General features: G+C 60.7%; 18 protein-coding genes and 1 tRNA gene. 5 read left to right on the top strand and 14 right to left on the bottom strand.

The window, feature by feature from the left end; translation table 11 throughout:
• The first annotated feature begins 7 nt into the window (after window positions 1–7).
• The 5 genes from HGO40_RS13650 (at window position 8) to HGO40_RS13630 (ending at window position 4,874) form a co-directional block, all read left to right on the top strand.
• A complete protein-coding gene (locus HGO40_RS13650; RefSeq protein WP_250963425.1) occupies window positions 8–886 on the top strand; it encodes a copper resistance protein B in 879 nt (292 codons plus the stop codon).
• A gap of 44 nt (window positions 887–930) precedes the next feature.
• Window positions 931–1,308: a copper homeostasis periplasmic binding protein CopC gene (copC, locus tag HGO40_RS13645; protein ID WP_250963424.1), complete on the top strand. Its 378-nt coding sequence runs from the start codon at window positions 931–933 to the stop codon at window positions 1,306–1,308.
• Between the two features lie 4 nt (window positions 1,309–1,312).
• On the top strand, window positions 1,313–2,224 hold the full coding sequence (gene copD / locus HGO40_RS13640) for a copper homeostasis membrane protein CopD (RefSeq protein WP_250963423.1): 912 nt from the start codon (window positions 1,313–1,315) through the stop codon (window positions 2,222–2,224).
• 258 nt (window positions 2,225–2,482) lie between these two features.
• Window positions 2,483–3,670, top strand: coding sequence for a cyanate transporter (locus HGO40_RS13635; RefSeq protein WP_250963422.1), 1,188 nt, complete (start codon window positions 2,483–2,485; stop codon window positions 3,668–3,670).
• A 268-nt stretch (window positions 3,671–3,938) separates the two neighbouring features.
• On the top strand, window positions 3,939–4,874 hold the full coding sequence (locus HGO40_RS13630; protein WP_250963421.1) for a LysR family transcriptional regulator: 936 nt from the start codon (window positions 3,939–3,941) through the stop codon (window positions 4,872–4,874).
• A 94-nt stretch (window positions 4,875–4,968) separates the two neighbouring features.
• Here the strand turns inward: HGO40_RS13630 and HGO40_RS13625 are convergent.
• The 14 genes from HGO40_RS13625 to HGO40_RS13560 all read right to left on the bottom strand — a co-directional run bounded on the left by HGO40_RS13625 (window position 4,969) and on the right by HGO40_RS13560 (window position 15,357).
• Window positions 4,969–5,044: transfer RNA gene (locus HGO40_RS13625), tRNA-Lys, on the bottom strand.
• 63 nt (window positions 5,045–5,107) lie between these two features.
• On the bottom strand, window positions 5,108–5,782 hold the full coding sequence (gene queC, locus HGO40_RS13620; RefSeq protein ID WP_250963440.1) for a 7-cyano-7-deazaguanine synthase QueC: 675 nt from the start codon (window positions 5,780–5,782) through the stop codon (window positions 5,108–5,110).
• Window positions 5,783–5,801: 19 nt separating this feature from the next.
• The gene (gene queE / locus HGO40_RS13615; protein WP_186706351.1) at window positions 5,802–6,449 is read right to left on the bottom strand and encodes a 7-carboxy-7-deazaguanine synthase QueE; all 648 of its coding nucleotides are present in this window, start codon (window positions 6,447–6,449) and stop codon (window positions 5,802–5,804) included.
• A gap of 166 nt (window positions 6,450–6,615) precedes the next feature.
• Window positions 6,616–7,449, bottom strand: coding sequence for a tol-pal system protein YbgF (gene ybgF / locus HGO40_RS13610; protein ID WP_250963420.1), 834 nt, complete (start codon window positions 7,447–7,449; stop codon window positions 6,616–6,618).
• A gap of 6 nt (window positions 7,450–7,455) precedes the next feature.
• Window positions 7,456–7,953, bottom strand: a complete 498-nt coding sequence (pal, locus tag HGO40_RS13605) for a peptidoglycan-associated lipoprotein Pal (protein WP_003205029.1) — start codon at window positions 7,951–7,953, stop codon at window positions 7,456–7,458.
• Between the two features lie 52 nt (window positions 7,954–8,005).
• Window positions 8,006–9,307, bottom strand: coding sequence for a Tol-Pal system beta propeller repeat protein TolB (tolB, locus tag HGO40_RS13600; protein WP_411385475.1), 1,302 nt, complete (start codon window positions 9,305–9,307; stop codon window positions 8,006–8,008).
• Window positions 9,304–10,383: a cell envelope integrity protein TolA gene (tolA, locus tag HGO40_RS13595; RefSeq protein ID WP_250963418.1), complete on the bottom strand. Its 1,080-nt coding sequence runs from the start codon at window positions 10,381–10,383 to the stop codon at window positions 9,304–9,306. The genes tolB and tolA overlap by 4 nt, the downstream gene beginning before the upstream one ends.
• Window positions 10,383–10,835, bottom strand: a complete 453-nt coding sequence (tolR, locus tag HGO40_RS13590; protein WP_172681749.1) for a protein TolR — start codon at window positions 10,833–10,835, stop codon at window positions 10,383–10,385. Before tolR ends, tolA begins: the two co-directional genes overlap by 1 nt.
• Before the next feature lie 23 nt (window positions 10,836–10,858).
• The gene (gene tolQ, locus HGO40_RS13585; RefSeq protein WP_030140798.1) at window positions 10,859–11,554 is read right to left on the bottom strand and encodes a protein TolQ; all 696 of its coding nucleotides are present in this window, start codon (window positions 11,552–11,554) and stop codon (window positions 10,859–10,861) included.
• Window positions 11,544–12,011: a tol-pal system-associated acyl-CoA thioesterase gene (gene ybgC / locus HGO40_RS13580; protein WP_003205037.1), complete on the bottom strand. Its 468-nt coding sequence runs from the start codon at window positions 12,009–12,011 to the stop codon at window positions 11,544–11,546. The genes tolQ and ybgC overlap by 11 nt, the downstream gene beginning before the upstream one ends.
• Before the next feature lie 127 nt (window positions 12,012–12,138).
• Entirely contained in the window at window positions 12,139–13,200 is a 1,062-nt protein-coding gene (gene ruvB / locus HGO40_RS13575) for a Holliday junction branch migration DNA helicase RuvB (protein WP_250963417.1), read from the bottom strand.
• Complete coding sequence (ruvA, locus tag HGO40_RS13570) at window positions 13,201–13,809, bottom strand: Holliday junction branch migration protein RuvA (protein WP_250963416.1); 609 nt, start codon at window positions 13,807–13,809, stop codon at window positions 13,201–13,203.
• Between the two features lie 113 nt (window positions 13,810–13,922).
• On the bottom strand, window positions 13,923–14,447 hold the full coding sequence (gene ruvC, locus HGO40_RS13565) for a crossover junction endodeoxyribonuclease RuvC (protein ID WP_014339919.1): 525 nt from the start codon (window positions 14,445–14,447) through the stop codon (window positions 13,923–13,925).
• Between the two features lie 163 nt (window positions 14,448–14,610).
• Complete coding sequence (locus HGO40_RS13560) at window positions 14,611–15,357, bottom strand: YebC/PmpR family DNA-binding transcriptional regulator (protein ID WP_250963415.1); 747 nt, start codon at window positions 15,355–15,357, stop codon at window positions 14,611–14,613.
• Window positions 15,358–15,392 lie beyond the last annotated feature (35 nt).

Here is a 15,392-nt window from a genome sequence, read left to right as displayed (position 1 = left end):
AGCGACCATGACCCCTATCGTGAAATACCCCGCCCTGCCCCTGGCCATTCTTGCTTTTGGCAGCAGCCTCTCGGCCTGGGCCGCGAGCAATGACATGCCCGGCATGGACCACAGCCAGATGCAAGGCATGGACTCGATGCAGGGCATGGAACCCATGCAACCGGCGCCGACCAGCAGCCGCACGCCGATCCCGGCACTGACCGCCGCCGACCGCGCCGCCGTCTACGAGGATCATGGCGGACATACGGTGCACGACAGCGCCATCCATTCATTTTTCCTCATCGACCAACTGGAATGGCAGGACGCCGATGACGGCAGCGCCCTGAACTGGGACGCCTCCGGCTGGATCGGTGGCGCCATCGACCGTTTGTGGCTGCGCTCCGAAGGTGAACGCCTCAATGGCAAGACCGAAAAAGCCGAATTGCAGGCGTTGTGGGGTCACGCCATCAGTCCTTGGTGGGATGTGGTGGCCGGCGTGCGTCAGGACTTCAAGCCGGGCGATTCGCAAACCTGGGCCGCCTTCGGCGTGCAAGGCATGGCGCTCTACAACTTCGAAGCCGAAGCCACCGCGTTCATCGGCGAAGGTGGCCAGAGCGCGGCGCGCCTGGAAGGCGACTACGACATCTTGTTGACCAATCGGTTGATCCTGCAGCCCACCGCCGAAGCCAACTTCTATGGCAAGAACGATCCCGCCCGTGGCGTCGGTTCGGGCTTGTCGGACACCGAACTCGGCGTGCGGCTGCGCTACGAAATACGCCGCGAATTCGCGCCCTACATTGGTGTCACCTGGAATCGGGTCTACGGCAACACCGCCGACTACGTCCGAGAAGAGGGTGAAGACCGCAGCGAAGCCCGCCTGGTACTGGGCCTGCGCCTGTGGTTCTGATCTGTTTCACTAAAAACTAAAAACCAAGTTGTAGGAGTCCTTGCATGTCAGTCATCAAAACCGCTGTCGTATTGTCCGTTGGCCTGTTGCTCAGTGGACTGGCCCAGGCTCATCCAAAACTGCTGTCCTCCACCCCGGCCGAAGGTGCCGAAGGGGCGGCACCGGCAAAGATCGAGCTGCACTTTTCCGAAAACCTGCTGACCAAGTTTTCCGGCGCCAAGCTGATGATGACCGCGATGCAGGGCATGGCGGCGCATTCGCCCATGCCGATGCCGGCCAAGGTGTCCGGCAGCGATGATCCGAAAACCATGGTCATCACGCCGAATGCCCCTCTCACCGCAGGCACCTATCAGGTCCAGTGGCGCGCGGTGTCGTCCGACACGCACCCGATCACCGGCAACGTCACGTTCAAGGTGAAGTGAGTTGATGAGCGACTCGATCAACATCGCGCTGCGCTTTGCCCTGTACCTGGATTTGATGTTGCTGTTCGGTCTGGCCGCGTTTGGCCTGTATAGCCTGCGAGGCCAGGAGCGGGTGTCGGATGCGCAGTTGCCTTTCGCGCCACTGCTGCTGGCCACGGCGGTGCTGGGTGGGTTGCTCTCCCTGGCCGCCATGGCGTGCATGGCCTGGGCCATGAGCGGTGTTTCGGAGTGGACCGAACTGTGGCCGCACGTTGAAATGATGGTGCTGGAGACCGATGTCGGTTGGACCTGGATGCTGCGCATGGCGGCGTTGGTGCTGGCCGGTTTCGCCGTGACGCTCAATAAACGTTGGCTGGCCGCCAGCCTTGGCCTGGTCACGCTGGGCGGGGCCGTGGCCCTGGCGACATTGGCCTGGGCAGGCCACGGCGCCATGGACGAAGGCACCCGCCGCAACTGGCACTTCATCACTGACTTCCTGCACTTGTGGGCGGCGGGTGGCTGGGTCGGAGCCCTGGCGGCGTTTGCCCTGCTGCTTCGCCAGGCCGAACCACAGTTGGCGGTGCTGGCCCGGACATTGACCGGGTTTGAAGTCGCCGGGGCAGTGATCGTGGCGGTCATCAGCGTGACGGGGGTAATCAACTATCTGTTCATCGTCGGCCCAAGTATCGTCGGGCTGCTCGACAGCCTTTATGGTCAGTTGCTCGCGCTCAAACTCATCTTGTTCGCGGCCATGTTGGCGTTCGCCGCGCTGAACCGCTTTCACCTGAGCCCACTCCTGGAAAGTGCCCGACAGAGCGGCGAGCATGGGGTCGCGGTGAAGGCTCTGCGGCGCAGCATGGTCCTGGAGTTCTCCGTGGCGGTGGTCATCCTGGGGTTGGTGGCCTGGTTGGGGACGTTAAGCCCCGGGATGGAATAACCGGCACTGAATTCGTGGCGAGGGAGCTTGCTCCCGCTGGGCTGCGAAGCGCCCCCCAAAACCTGAGCACCCGGTGTGTCAGGCAAAGGGTACCCATACCTTTCGGGTCTGCTTCGCAGCCCAGCGGGAGCAAGCTCCCTCGCCACAAAGGGCAGCCGGGCGCGGTATTTAATTTTTCAATACCAGCAGCCAGTTTTCAGTTTGCCCATCGCAAGATGCCCTGGCCTAAATGGGGTTTTATCCAGCCAAGGCCCTGTCATGGAAAACGTTCGAACCTCAAGCACCCATGCCGTCTGGCTGATGGTCAGCATCGTGTTGGTGGCGCTGAACCTGCGGCCTTCGATGGCCGCCGTCGGGCCCCTGTTATCCGCCATTCGCGGGGAGGTCCCGCTGAGCTTCAGCACCGCCTCGCTGTTGACCATGTTGCCGGTGATGGCGATGGGCCTGGCGATGTTCCTGGGCATGCGCATCGCCCAGCGCATCGGCGAGCACCGCACCATCGTGCTGTCGCTGTTGATTATCGGTATCGCCACCGCATCGCGCTTGTACCTGGACAGCGCCGCCGAGCTGATCGTCAGCGCGGTGTTGGCCGGGCTCGGCATCGCGTTGATCCAGGCGGTGATGCCGGCCCTGATCAAGTCGCGCTACGCCGACAACGTCTCGCTGTTCATGGGTTTGTATGTCACGTCGATCATGGGCGGGGCGGCACTTGCCGCATCGTTTTCGCCGCTTGTCCTGTCGCAAACTGGCAGCTGGCGCATCGGCCTGGCGATCTGGGCACTGTTGGCGTTGATTGCCCTGGGTTGCTGGTATGCCCAGCGTGCAGCCGTGCCCCCGTTGCCCGGAGCGCCTGTCCGGCAGCAAGCGTCATTCTTCAGCAATTCCCGGGCTTGGCTGCTGGCGATTTTCTTCGGACTGGGCACCGCCTCCTACACCTGTGTACTGGCCTGGCTGGCCCCGTACTATGTGGAGAAGGGCTGGAGCGAACAACACGCTGGCCTGCTGCTGGGGTTCCTCACGGCCATGGAGGTGCTGTCCGGCCTCGTCACTCCGGCGATTGCCAACCGCAGCCGGGATAAACGCTGGGTCCTCACCGCCCTGCTGGCCCTTATCATCGGCGGCTTCTGCGACCTGATCCTAAGCCCGGAACGCTTCAGCCTGTTGTGGCCTTGCCTTTTGGGCCTGGGCATCGGCGGCCTGTTCCCAATGAGTTTGATCGTCTCCCTCGACCACTTGGACAACCCGCGACGAGCTGGTGGCCTGACCGCATTCGTGCAAGGCATCGGCTACCTGATCGCCGGGCTCTCGCCATTGATTGCCGGGGTGATTCGCGATCAATCGGGCAGCTTCGAATGGGCCTGGTGGTCACTCACTGCCGTCATGGCGTTGATGCTCATGATGGTCCTGCGCTTCGATCCCAAACAATACGCGCGGCATATAGACTAGTGGCCTGTACGGTTAATTCGAGTATTCAAATTCGAGTGCCAGGGCTTGCCAGGCAAGGCGCCATGACGAGTCGTAGCCCGCTACGGCGAGGAATGGCAACGCAGGCTGGCAAGTTCTGGCGCCGAAGTTGAGTGCACGAATTAGCCACACAGGCCACTAGACAGCGCTTGTCGTAAGCCCAGCAAAGATAAAAGCCCCGGGCTCCTGTATAAATGGAGGACTTTCGCCAGGACAAAGAGAGACGCAGGGATGACGCCGAGAATAGCTGATGCTGGTCAGTAACCTGCTCAGAAAGCTGGACATGCAAGACCTGATGGTTTTTGTAGCGGTGTACGAACAAGGCAGCGTCACCCAGGTCGCCGAGGCCTTATGCGTCAGCCAGTCAACCGTGAGCTACTGCCTGAGGAAACTGCGCACCAGTTTCGAAGACGAGCTGTTCATCAGTACCCGCTCCGGCATGCGCCCCACTCATAAAGCCACCGCCATGTACGGCCAGATACTGGGGGTTCTAGAGGCAATCAATCAATGCCATTCCGGCCTCCAGACATTCGATCCGAATCAGGAAGAAATCACCTTCAACCTCTGTGCGCCGGAATACTTCGAACTGCTGATCCTGCCCAAATTGGTCAAACGCTTCATCGGCAAGCGCTTTGCGGTGGTCATCAACACGACGAAATTTCATCGGGATATCCCGGTTGATGCACTGCGGGACGATCGCTTCGATCTTGTCGTCTGTTTCGGGCCACACTTCCATGGCGACGTCATAGGCCTGCGCTCCCAGGTGCTGCTCGAAGACGAGTTGGTGTGCGTGCTCGATAACAATTTCCCAGGGCCGCAAGAAGACTTCAGCCTGGAAGCGTTCGCCGCGCGCCAGCACGTGTTTCCAACACCGTGGACGTCTGACACCAACATGATCGATGGCTGGCTCGCCCGACAGGGTTATAGCCGCAAGATAGTCGCAAGAGCCAACAGCTACGTAGCAGCGTTGAACCTGATCGCTGGAACCGACTTCGTCCTGACATTGCCTCGGCGTATCCAGGCATTGATTTGCGATCAAGCACAATTCGGCGAACACCCGCCACCCGCGGGCTTACCGAACTTTACCTTGGAGATGGTCTGGAGCGAGAAAGCGAGCCAGGACAGCGCCAACATCTGGCTTCGCGAGCAGATCATGCAAGTATGCGCCGAGGAGGGCCTGCTCTGAGCCCCACTTCGGTGGGTGGGCTTTTTCATGGGCAAAAAAAAATCCGGAAATCCTCACTTTCGTGGGCCTTCCAGACTTTTAAAACAGCTAAAAATGGTGGGTCGTGTGGGATTCGAACCTACGACCAATTGGTTAAAAGCCAACTGCTCTACCAACTGAGCTAACGACCCGCTGTGTGGTGGCGCGTATAATACTGATTTCTAAGGACTATTCAACACTTAATTTGAAATAAATCAAAAATAACGGGTTGGATCGCTCACACCCGCCGCCGCAAAGCCTTCAGCACGCAGGCGGCAGCTGTCGCATTTGCCACAAGCGCGGCCCTGATCGTCGGCCTGATAGCAGGAAACAGTGAGTCCATAGTCCACGCCAAGCTTCACGCCCGCCTTGACGATGTCGGCCTTGCTGAGATTCTGCAACGGCGCCTGGATGCGGAAACCCTGCCCTTCCACGCCGGCCTTGGTCGCCAGGTTGGCCATGCGTTCGAACGCTTCGACGAACTCCGGGCGGCAATCCGGGTAGCCGGAGTAATCCACGGCATTGACGCCAATGAAAATGTCGCGGGCGCCCAGCACTTCCGCCCAGCCCAGCGCCAAGGACAGGAACACCGTGGTACGCGCCGGCACATAGGTCACCGGAATGCCTTCACTTGGGGCCTCGGGCACGTCGATGGAGCTGTCGGTCAGGGCCGAACCGCCGATACCGTTGAGGTTCAAGCCGATGACTTTGTGTTCCACCACGCCCAAGTCCCGGGCCACCCGTTCGGCGGCGTGCAGCTCGGCGCGGTGGCGCTGGCCGTAGTCGAAACTCATGGTGTAGCAGCGATAGCCTTCGGCACGGGCCATGGCCACGACCGTGGCCGAATCCAGGCCACCAGACAACAGGATGACCGCACGTTTTTCAGCCATATTCGTATGTTCAGTCATCTCAGCGCCCCGGCTCGTCGTTCCAAAGATATTTATGCAGCTGCAATTGCAGGCGCACCGGCAAGTTATCCGCCACCACCCAATCCGCCAGATCCCGGGCGCTCAAATCGTGATGACTCGGCGATAGCAACACTTCGCCGGCCCGCTGATCGAGCCCGTACTGGATCAACTTGGACACGGCCCAGTCGTAATCCTCTCGCGAACAGATCACGAACTTGACCTGGTCGTTGGGCGTCAGCAGTTCGATATTTTCGTAACGGTTGCGATGCGCTTCCTTGGAGCCTGGGGTTTTCAGGTCCACGACGCGGCTGACGCGCGGGTCGACGGCCGAGATATCCAGGGCGCCGCTGGTTTCCAGCGAAACCTCGTAACCGGCATCGCACAATTGCTTGAGCAAGGGGATGGCGTTGGGTTGCGCCAAGGGCTCGCCGCCCGTGACACAGACATAACGCGGACGATAACTGGCCACTTGCTCCAGGATATCGTCGAGGGATCGCACGGTGCCGCCACTGAAGGCGTAGGCGCTGTCACAGTACTGGCAACGCAACGGACAACCGGTGAGGCGCACGAATACCGTGGGCAGCCCAGCCGTTCGCGTTTCACCCTGCAACGAGTAAAAAACTTCGGTGATTCTCAATGTGTCTTGCATAGTCGCCACGGGCGTAACAGCTAAACAGGCTGTCCGCCTCCGTCAGGCACTTCAAGGAACCCCGCCAACGCGCAGATCCCAAAAAGCGTGTTTCAGAAAAAGGGCGTGAATTCTAACGAAAAAACCCGCGACAGGCGCGGGTTTCTTCAAAACAGCTCAAGCCGGCTTACATGCGTTGCAGATCACGCTGGGCCAACTGGGCGGCGGATGTCCCCGGGTACTGGGCCACCACCTGCTGCAGAATGCCTTTCACCTTGTCGGTGTGACCGAGGCGGCGCTCTACGTCAGCCAGCTTGTACAGCGAATCCGGCACCTTGGCATGCTTGGGATACAGTTGCGACACCTTGGCGAACGCCTGGCCGGCACCTTGCAGGTCGCCCTTGGCCAGGTTCACTTCGCCCAGCCAGTATTGGGCATTGCCCGCGTACTGGCTGTTTGGGTATTTGCGCAGGAAAGCGGCAAAGGCCTGGCTGGCCTTGTCGAAATCCTTGGCCTTGATCAGGTCGAAGGCAGCATCGTAATAGAGCTTTTCCTTCGCCGGATCAGCCGGTTCGCCACCGGCGGCAGGTGCTGCCGGAGCGGCTGCCCCCGCGCCTGCGGCTGCACCGGGGGCGTTCAAGTCGCCACCGGCAGGAGAATTCTCAGGAGTCGCGGCAGGTGCAACGCCGGTTCCTATGCGCCGATCAAGATCCTGGTATCGCTCCAGGCTTTCCTGCTTCATGCGCGAGATATCATTTTGCAGTTCTTCGATCACACCTTGTTGGCGCGAGATCTGATCCTGCATTTGCTGCAGTTGGTTGAACAGCTGGCCCTGTGCCGAGACAGGGGCCGAAACCCCTCCCCCGGCATAGGCGCCGTTCGTACCGTAACCTGCAGGCGGATAGCTGCTCCCGCTATTGTTATAGCCGGCATCGTTATCGACCACAGGAACCGCAGCCCACGCCGCAAGCGGCGCGAGGCTGAGAGCCAGAACAGTTACAGCACGACGGCACGTTCGCATGACGAATTACTTACGCAGTTCGACGCGACGGTTTTGAGCCCAGGACTGCTCGTCGTTGCCGGTAGCAACTGGACGCTCTTCGCCGTAGGAAACCAGTTCCAGCTGAGCTGGGGAAACACCTTGCAGTACCAGGTAGCGTTGAACGGCTTTCGCACGACGCTCGCCCAGTGCCATGTTGTACTCACGAGTACCACGTTCGTCGGTGTTGCCTTCCAGAACAACGCGAGCGCCGTTCGACTTCAGGTCCTTGGCGTGAACGTCCAGAGCGCGCATGGCTTCTGGCTTCAGGTCCGAGCTGTCGTATTCGAAGTAGAAGGTGGTGATTGCGCGCAGAGCAGCTTCTTCGCTCAGGGAGCCGTCAACTGCACCGGTGTTAGCGCCGTAACCAGCGTTTGGATCAACAGCGCCTTCACCGGCATTGTCGCCGCCTTTGGACGAGCAACCTACAGCTACAGCCATGGCCAGAGCCAGCGCAGCAAATTTACCAAACTTCAGCATTTCCATCGTGAAACTCCTAATGAACCCCAGTGTGTTAAGTAAAACGTATTGCGCCGCGTCAGTTCAGGTAAGGGGACCAGGACGGTTCTCTGACTTCGCCTTGAGCGGTAGGAAGCGGGAGCCTCACGCGTCCATTAATGGACACGAGCATCAAGACTCCCCGGCCCTGCTGGCGGGTGGCGTAGATTACCATGGTGCCGTTGGGCGCAACAGTAGGTGACTCGTCCAGAGTGCTATCAGTGAGGATTTTTACGCTACCGCGCTGCAAATCCTGGGCCGCCACCTTGAAATTGGTGAAACCATCCTGGCGATGGATCATCACCAGGGTCTTTTCGTCAGCCGACAGTTTAGGGTTGGCGTTGTAGTTACCGACGAAGGTTACGCGTTCGGCACCGCCGCCACCGGCACTGGTCTTGTAGATCTGTGGCTTGCCGCCGCGGTCGGAGGTGAAGTAGATGGTCGAGCCATCCTTGCCCCAGAACGGTTCGGTGTTGATGCCCGGGCCGTTGGTGACGCGGGAGATCGAACGCGAAGCCAGGTTCATCACGTAGACGTCCGGGTTACCGTCCTTGGACAGCACGAACGCCAGGCGCGAACCGTCCGGCGACCAGGCTGGCGCACCGTTCAGGCCTTCGAAGTTGGTGATCTGCTCACGACGACCGGTGTCGATGTGCTGCACGAAAATGCGCGGACGCTTCTGCTCGAACGAGACATAGGCGATGCGCTTGCCATCGGGGGCGAAGCGCGGCGACAGGATCGGCTCGCGCGATTGCAGCAGGGTCACCGCACGCGCGCCGTCGTAGTCGGAACGCTGCAGGGTGTAGCGGGTGTTGTTCTCGGAGAAGCGCTCGGCCGTCACATAGAGCATGCGCGTGGAGAACGCGCCCTTGATGCCGGTGAGTTTTTCGAACGACTGGTCGGCGATGTAGTGCGACATGTCGCGCAACTGGTCGACGCTGCCCGACACGCTGCCGGTCAGCACTTGCTGCTCGGTGGCGACGTTGAACAGGGCGTACTGCACCTGCAGGCGACCGCCGGCCGGAACGATGCTGCCGACCATGATGTACTGGGCGCCCAGGGCCTTCCAGTCACGGTAGATGACTTCGCTGGCCTGGGTTGGCAGGCTGATCATGTTCTGCTTCGGAATCGGCGCGTAGTAACCCGAGTTGCGCAGGTCGTTGCCGATGATTTCCGCCATGTCGTCCGGCAGGACGCTACCGCCCTGCCAGCCGAACGGTACGACGGCGATCGGGGTGGCCCGGTCGCTGCCGCTGGTGACCAGGATGTTCTTTTCCTCTGCTACCGCTATCCCTGCCAGGCAGCAGATAACGACCAGCATTGATCGAAGAAGGTTTCTCACAAGGCTAGATCCTCAGGTGTGAATGTCATCTTGAATGAACGATAGGGAGCAAAGTCGCTCGGCTTCATTCCTTGCATTTCCGTCAAACGCCCAATGTTCTTGACCGCTGCGACCGCCGAAGCGTCGAACGGACCGTCACCACTGGACTTGGCGCCGCTGACCGAGGTAACCGTACCGTCGGGCAACATGCCGATTTGCAATACTACCGTCATGCCTTTGCGCGCCGAAGGCGGACGAGCCCAGCCTTCCGCCGCTCGGGCGCGAATCAGATCATCGTAGCTGCCGGCGACTTCATCGCCCTGCTCATCGACCAAGGCCTGCTGGCGCTCCGGCGTGTCGGAAAGCAAATCTGCCAAGGCCTGGGCCTTTTTGTCTTCGGCGGATTTACGCGCTGCGTCCTGGGCCTTTTTCTTGGCGGCGTCGGCGGCGGCTTTCTTCTTCGCGTCTTCGGCGACTTTCTTTTTCGCCTCTTCAGCTTCAGCTTTCTTCTTGGCATCTTCGGCCGCTTTTTTCTTGGCGTCCTCGACGATCTTTTTCTTCGCTTCTTCAGCGGCCGCTTTCTTAGCCTCTTCTTCAGCGGCTTTCTTGGCTTCTTCTTCGGCTTTCTTCTTGGCTATATCAGCCAATTGTTTCTCTTCTGCCTTTTTGGCCTCGGCGGTTTTCTTCGCTTCGTCGGCTTTCTTGGCTTCGTCAGCCTTTTTCGCCTCGTCCGCTTTCTTCGCCTCATCGGCCTTCTTGGCTTCCTCGGCCTTTTGAGCCGCTTCCTCTTTCTTTTGTGCCGCGGCCGTTATCGCTTCCTGTTCGACCTTCTTCTGTTCCATCTGCTCGACTTCGGTCTGGCGCGCGGCGGATTTCTTCGCCTCACCGGCAAGCTTCTGGTTGGTCTGCGTAGTGGCCTGGCTTTTCGACTTGAGCTGGTACAACGTCGCCTGCACGATCGGCTTGGCCGGCGGCAGCTCCGGGGTCATGGCAAAGCTGACGAACAGCATGCCGAACACCAGCACATGCAGGCCGATGGCCAGGACACTGGGCCAGAAGTAGCTTTCCGAGGCGGACGGCTCTCGCTGTTGCTGCATCAGGGGGCCTCGGTGATCAAGCCAACATTACCGACCCCGGCTTTCTGCAGCCCGCCCATGGCGCCCATCACGGCACCGTAGTCGACAGTCTTGTCGCCGCGAATGAAGACCTGGGTACGCTTGCCGTTGCCGTTACCGGCGTTGATGATCTTGGTCACCGCGTCGGTCATCTGCGGCAAGGTCATGGCCCGGTCCTGCTGCTTCTCGGTATCCACTTCGCTGCCAAGGTTCCAGTAATAGGTCTTGTCAGCCTTGATCGAAATGGTCAGTACCTGGGTGTTGTTGTCCTGCGGCAAGGCTTCGCTGGAAACCTTGGGCAGATCGACCTTCACGCCCTGATTGAGCATGGGCGCGGTCACCATGAAGATGACCAGCAGCACCAACATCACGTCGATGTAGGGCACCACGTTCATCTCGGCAACCGGCTTGCGCTTTTTTCGGGCTCGAGCGATTAAAGCCATTGGGAAATACCTGCTTATTCTTCGCTGGTGTGCACTTTGCGGTGCAGGATCGCCTGGAACTCATCGGCGAAGGTGTAGTAACGGCTGGTCAGCGTTTCGCTGCGGGCAGCGAAGCGGTTGTAGGCGATAACGGCCGGGATCGCCGCGAACAGGCCGATGGCGGTGGCGATCAGTGCCTCGGCAATACCTGGGGCCACGGTGGCCAGGGTCGCTTGCTGGGCGGATGCCAGGCCACGGAAGGAATTCATGATCCCCCACACGGTACCGAACAGGCCGATGTACGGGCTGACCGAACCAACGGTCGCCAGGAACGGCAGGCCCTGTTCGAGTTTCTCTTCTTCGCGGGAGATGGCGACGCGCATGGCACGGGCCACGCCTTCCATGACCGCTTCAGGATCCACACCGGGCTGCTGGCGCAGGCGGGAGAATTCCTTGAAGCCGGCACGGAAGATCTGCTCGACGCCCGAATCCGGGTCCGGGTTGCTGCCGGCCTGGCGATACAGCTTGGACAGGTCGATGCCGGACCAGAAGCGCTCTTCGAAGCTCTCCAGGGCACGGCGACCGGCGCGCAGCATGTTGCTGCGCTGAAAGATCATGATCCATGAGGTCACCGATGCGGCTACCAGGGTCAGCATTACCAGTTGCACCACGACGCTGGCATTGCTGACCAGGCTCCACATGGAGGAATGGTCGACGACGTTAGCTTCCACGCTTTATCTCCTGCTCTGAGTGTGTACCCGCGCCGCTCACGCCGGCAAAGGCCGCGCGTAGAGCTTCGGGAATGGCCCGGGGTTTCAAACTATGGGTGCGCACACAGGCCACCAAAAACTGCCCTTCGCAGAGCAGCACGTTATCCGTAGCCCGCCTGACCTGCTGCTTGAAGCGCAGGCTGACACGGTTCAATTCGATGACATCGGCACTTACCACCAGTTCGTCGTCCAGTCGCGCCGGCGCGTGGTAGCGCGCTTCGCTGGAATGCACGACGAATAACAGGTCCTCCCCTGCCAGCGCGGATTGGGCAAAACCCAGTTCCCGCAGCCGTTCGGTTCGAGCCCGTTCCATAAACTTGAGGTAATTGACGTAGTAGACGATGCCGCCAGCATCGGTGTCCTCGTAATAAACGCGACAGCGATGTGCGAACGACTCCAGCCCGTTTTGCGCGCGCATACTCTAGTGCTTACTCCTCAGGTTGCCAATCGGCCAGGCAACTGTTTTTTCATTCTCGAACGCATTGACGCTCCAGGCGTCGTCTGGGACAGCACGAACTGGAAAAAAGTCGGCATTCGGAGCTCGTTCAATCGTCCACGGCATCGAGGAATTCGTCTACCACCGGCATCTCGCCCATTCGTGTCGGGATGTTTAAGCCAAAATGCAGGTAGGCATGGCGGGTCACCACGCGCCCGCGTGGGGTGCGCATGATGTAGCCCTGCTGGATCAGGTAAGGCTCCAACACATCCTCAATGGTGTGGCGTTCTTCGCTGATGGCCGCCGCCAGGCTGGCCACGCCCACCGGGCCACCGTCAAACTTCTCGATCATGGTCAGCAGCAGGCGCCGGTCCTGGTGGTCGAAACCCCGCTCGTCGATGTCCAGCAGGTTCAACGCCAGGTCGGCAATCGGCTTGGTGATGTGGCCCTTGGCCCGGACTTCGGCAAAATCCCGCCCCCGACGCAGCAGGCGGGCGGCGATGCGCGGCGTACCCCGGGCACGCCGGGCAATTTCATAGGCCCCGGCGGGGTCCAGTGGCAACCCGAGGATGCCCGCCGAGCGGCTGACGATCGTCGCCAGGTCGGCGTTGTTATAGAACTCCAGGCGCTGGACGATACCGAAACGGTCCCGCAGCGGGTTGGTCAGCATGCCGGCGCGGGTGGTGGCGCCCACCAGGGTGAACGGCGGCAGGTCGAGCTTGATGGAGCGCGCCGCCGGCCCTTCGCCGATCATGATGTCGAGCTGGAAGTCTTCCATGGCCGGGTACAGCACTTCTTCGACGATCGGCGACAGCCGATGGATTTCGTCGATGAACAACACGTCATGAGGCTCAAGGTTGGTCAACAGCGCCGCCAGGTCGCCCGGCCGTTCGAGCACCGGCCCCGATGTGCTCTTGATCGAGACGCCCATTTCCTGGGCAATGATATTGGCCAGGGTGGTCTTGCCCAGGCCCGGCGGGCCGAAGATCAAGGTGTGGTCCAGCGATTCGCTGCGCCCACGGGCGGCCTGGATGAACAGCTCCATCTGCTCGCGCACGGTCGGCTGGCCGATGTAGTCGGCCAGGCGGACAGGACGCATCGCGCGATCCTGGATTTCCTCGCGGTCACGGGGCGCGCCCGTGGCGGCGATCAGACGGTCAGCTTCAATCACTTAAATCATTCCCTTCAGGGCACGGCGAATCATGTCTTCAGTGCTCAGGCCTTTTTCCTTGATGGCGGAAATCGCCTTGCTGGCTTCCTGAGGCTTGTAGCCCAGGGAGATCAGCGCGGTGACCGCATCGTTTTCGGCGCTGACCGCTGGCACCGGCGCATCCGGCTGGTGCGGCACCAGGGCGAACATGGCCGGCACCGCCTCCCAGGCCTTGAAGCGGTCCTTGAGCTCGACCAGCAGGCGCTCGGCGGTTTTCTTGCCCACCCCCGGCACCTTGGTCAGGGCCGAGGTGTCCTGGGACTGCACGCAACGCACCAGTTCGTCGACTTCCAGGCTCGACATCAAGGCCAGGGCCAGTTTCGGACCGACGCCATTGAGACGGATCAGCTCGCGGAAAAAGTCCCGCTCGCGCTTGCCGACGAAACCATAGAGTAACTGCGCATCCTCGCGCACGACCAAATGGGTGTGCAGGGTCAGCGGCTCGCCGACCGACGGCAAGCGATACAGCGTGGTCATGGGCACTTCCAGCTCATAGCCCAGGCCGTTTACATCCAGAATCAGGTGCGGCGGCTGTTTTTCAGCCAGGGTGCCGCGCAAGCGTCCAATCACGTTTCAGATCCTTGGGCGTTGGCCAGCCCCAGGCTGGCGAGTAACAACACGAGCATTAAGGCCGACGATACAGGCGCAACGGGCTCGGGTTCATGAATGAAGCGCTGATGCTATCAGAGACGCAGGCGTCCGCCACGACTGCGTGCGGTTCCCAGGCCATGGGGCAACAGACTGGAGCGGGTGTGGGCATGGCAAATGGCGATGGCCAGGGCGTCGGAGGCGTCGATCTGTGGCTTGCTGACCAGTTTCAACAAGTGCATCACCATCATTTGCACCTGCTCCTTGTTCGCCGCTCCCGTGCCGACGACCGCCTGCTTGACCTGGGTCGCGGTGTATTCGGCGATCTCCAGGTTCTCCTCGGCGCCCGCCACGATGGCCGCACCCCGGGCCTGCCCCAGCTTCAGGGCCGAATCGGCGTTGCGCGCCATGAAGACCCGCTCGATGCCCATGGTCACCGGGCCGTAGGTCTGGATGACTTCGCGTACGCCGCGATAAACGATCTGCAAGCGCTCGTGCAGCTCACCCGCCCCGGTGCGGATGCAACCAGAGGCGACATACACGCAGCCGCGCCCGGTATCGCGAACCACACCGTAGCCGGTGATGCGCGAACCAGGGTCGATACCAAGGATTAAAGTCATAACGCCTGCGGCTTAAAGAGGAGCTTTGCGACCCTGTGGGAGCGAGCTTGCTCGCGATGGCGTCGGATCAGCAAACGCAGTGTTGACTGATGTACCACTATCGCGAGCAAGCTCGCTCCCACAAATTGATCAATGGCAATCGTCAATGTTTGAACAGGTTTTCTCAACCCAGCTGTTCAGCCACCGACTCCGGAATATCAGCGTTGGAATAAACGTTCTGCACGTCATCCAGGTCTTCCAGCATGTCGATCAGCTTGAGCACCTTTTCGGCCCCTTCCAGGTCCAGTTCGGCACTGGTGGTCGGCTGCATGACGATTTCCGCGTCGGCAGGCTTGAAACCGGCCGCCTCCAGGGCGTTGCGCACGGCATAGAAGCTGGAGAACGACGTAAACACGTCGAACGAGCCGTCTTCATGGCTGACCACGTCATCGGCGTCGGCCTCCAGGGCCGCCTCCGTCAGGGCATCTTCATCGAGGCCCGGGGCGAAGCTGATCTGCCCCTTGCGCTCGAACAGATAGGCCACCGAGCCGTCCGTGCCGAGGTTGCCACCGCATTTGCTGAAGGCGTGACGCACGGCGGCAGCGGTACGGTTGCGGTTGTCGGTCATGCATTCGACCATCACCGCCACACCCCCCGGGCCATAACCTTCATAGGTCAGTTCTTCAACGTTGTCGGCCTCGGTCGCACCCGCGCCACGGGCGACGGCCCGGTCGATGATGTCGCGGCTCATGTTGGCACCCAAGGCCTTGTCCAGGGCCAGGCGCAGGCGCGGGTTGGAACCCGGATCGCCGCCACCCTGGCGGGCCGCGACCGTCAGCTCACGGATCCACTTGGTGAAGATCTTGCCTCTCTTGGCATCCTGACGTTCTTTGCGGTGCTTGATGTTCGCCCACTTGGAATGACCTGCCATAACTCGCTCCGTTTCTCTTTGGAACATTGCCCGCC

The sequence above is a fragment of the Pseudomonas sp. CG7 genome (assembly GCF_023701885.1).
GTDB lineage: Bacteria > Pseudomonadota > Gammaproteobacteria > Pseudomonadales > Pseudomonadaceae > Aquipseudomonas > Aquipseudomonas zanjanensis.
The sequence above is the reverse complement of the archived record's forward strand: the minus strand, read 5'-3'. Positions and strand labels throughout refer to the sequence as shown.

Coding starts and splice junctions, on each gene's coding strand:
- HGO40_RS13650 (WP_250963425.1), top strand. CDS start 8: ATGACCCCTATCGTGAAATACCCCGCCCTGCCCCTGGCCATTCTTGCT.
- copC (WP_250963424.1), top strand. CDS start 931: ATGTCAGTCATCAAAACCGCTGTCGTATTGTCCGTTGGCCTGTTGCTC.
- copD (WP_250963423.1), top strand. CDS start 1,313: ATGAGCGACTCGATCAACATCGCGCTGCGCTTTGCCCTGTACCTGGAT.
- HGO40_RS13635 (WP_250963422.1), top strand. CDS start 2,483: ATGGAAAACGTTCGAACCTCAAGCACCCATGCCGTCTGGCTGATGGTC.
- HGO40_RS13630 (WP_250963421.1), top strand. CDS start 3,939: ATGCTGGTCAGTAACCTGCTCAGAAAGCTGGACATGCAAGACCTGATG.
- queC (WP_250963440.1), bottom strand. CDS start 5,782: ATGGCTGAAAAACGTGCGGTCATCCTGTTGTCTGGTGGCCTGGATTCG.
- queE (WP_186706351.1), bottom strand. CDS start 6,449: ATGCAAGACACATTGAGAATCACCGAAGTTTTTTACTCGTTGCAGGGT.
- ybgF (WP_250963420.1), bottom strand. CDS start 7,449: ATGCGAACGTGCCGTCGTGCTGTAACTGTTCTGGCTCTCAGCCTCGCG.
- pal (WP_003205029.1), bottom strand. CDS start 7,953: ATGGAAATGCTGAAGTTTGGTAAATTTGCTGCGCTGGCTCTGGCCATG.
- tolA (WP_250963418.1), bottom strand. CDS start 10,383: ATGCAGCAACAGCGAGAGCCGTCCGCCTCGGAAAGCTACTTCTGGCCC.
- ybgC (WP_003205037.1), bottom strand. CDS start 12,011: ATGCGCGCGCAAAACGGGCTGGAGTCGTTCGCACATCGCTGTCGCGTT.
- ruvC (WP_014339919.1), bottom strand. CDS start 14,447: ATGACTTTAATCCTTGGTATCGACCCTGGTTCGCGCATCACCGGCTAC.
- HGO40_RS13560 (WP_250963415.1), bottom strand. CDS start 15,357: ATGGCAGGTCATTCCAAGTGGGCGAACATCAAGCACCGCAAAGAACGT.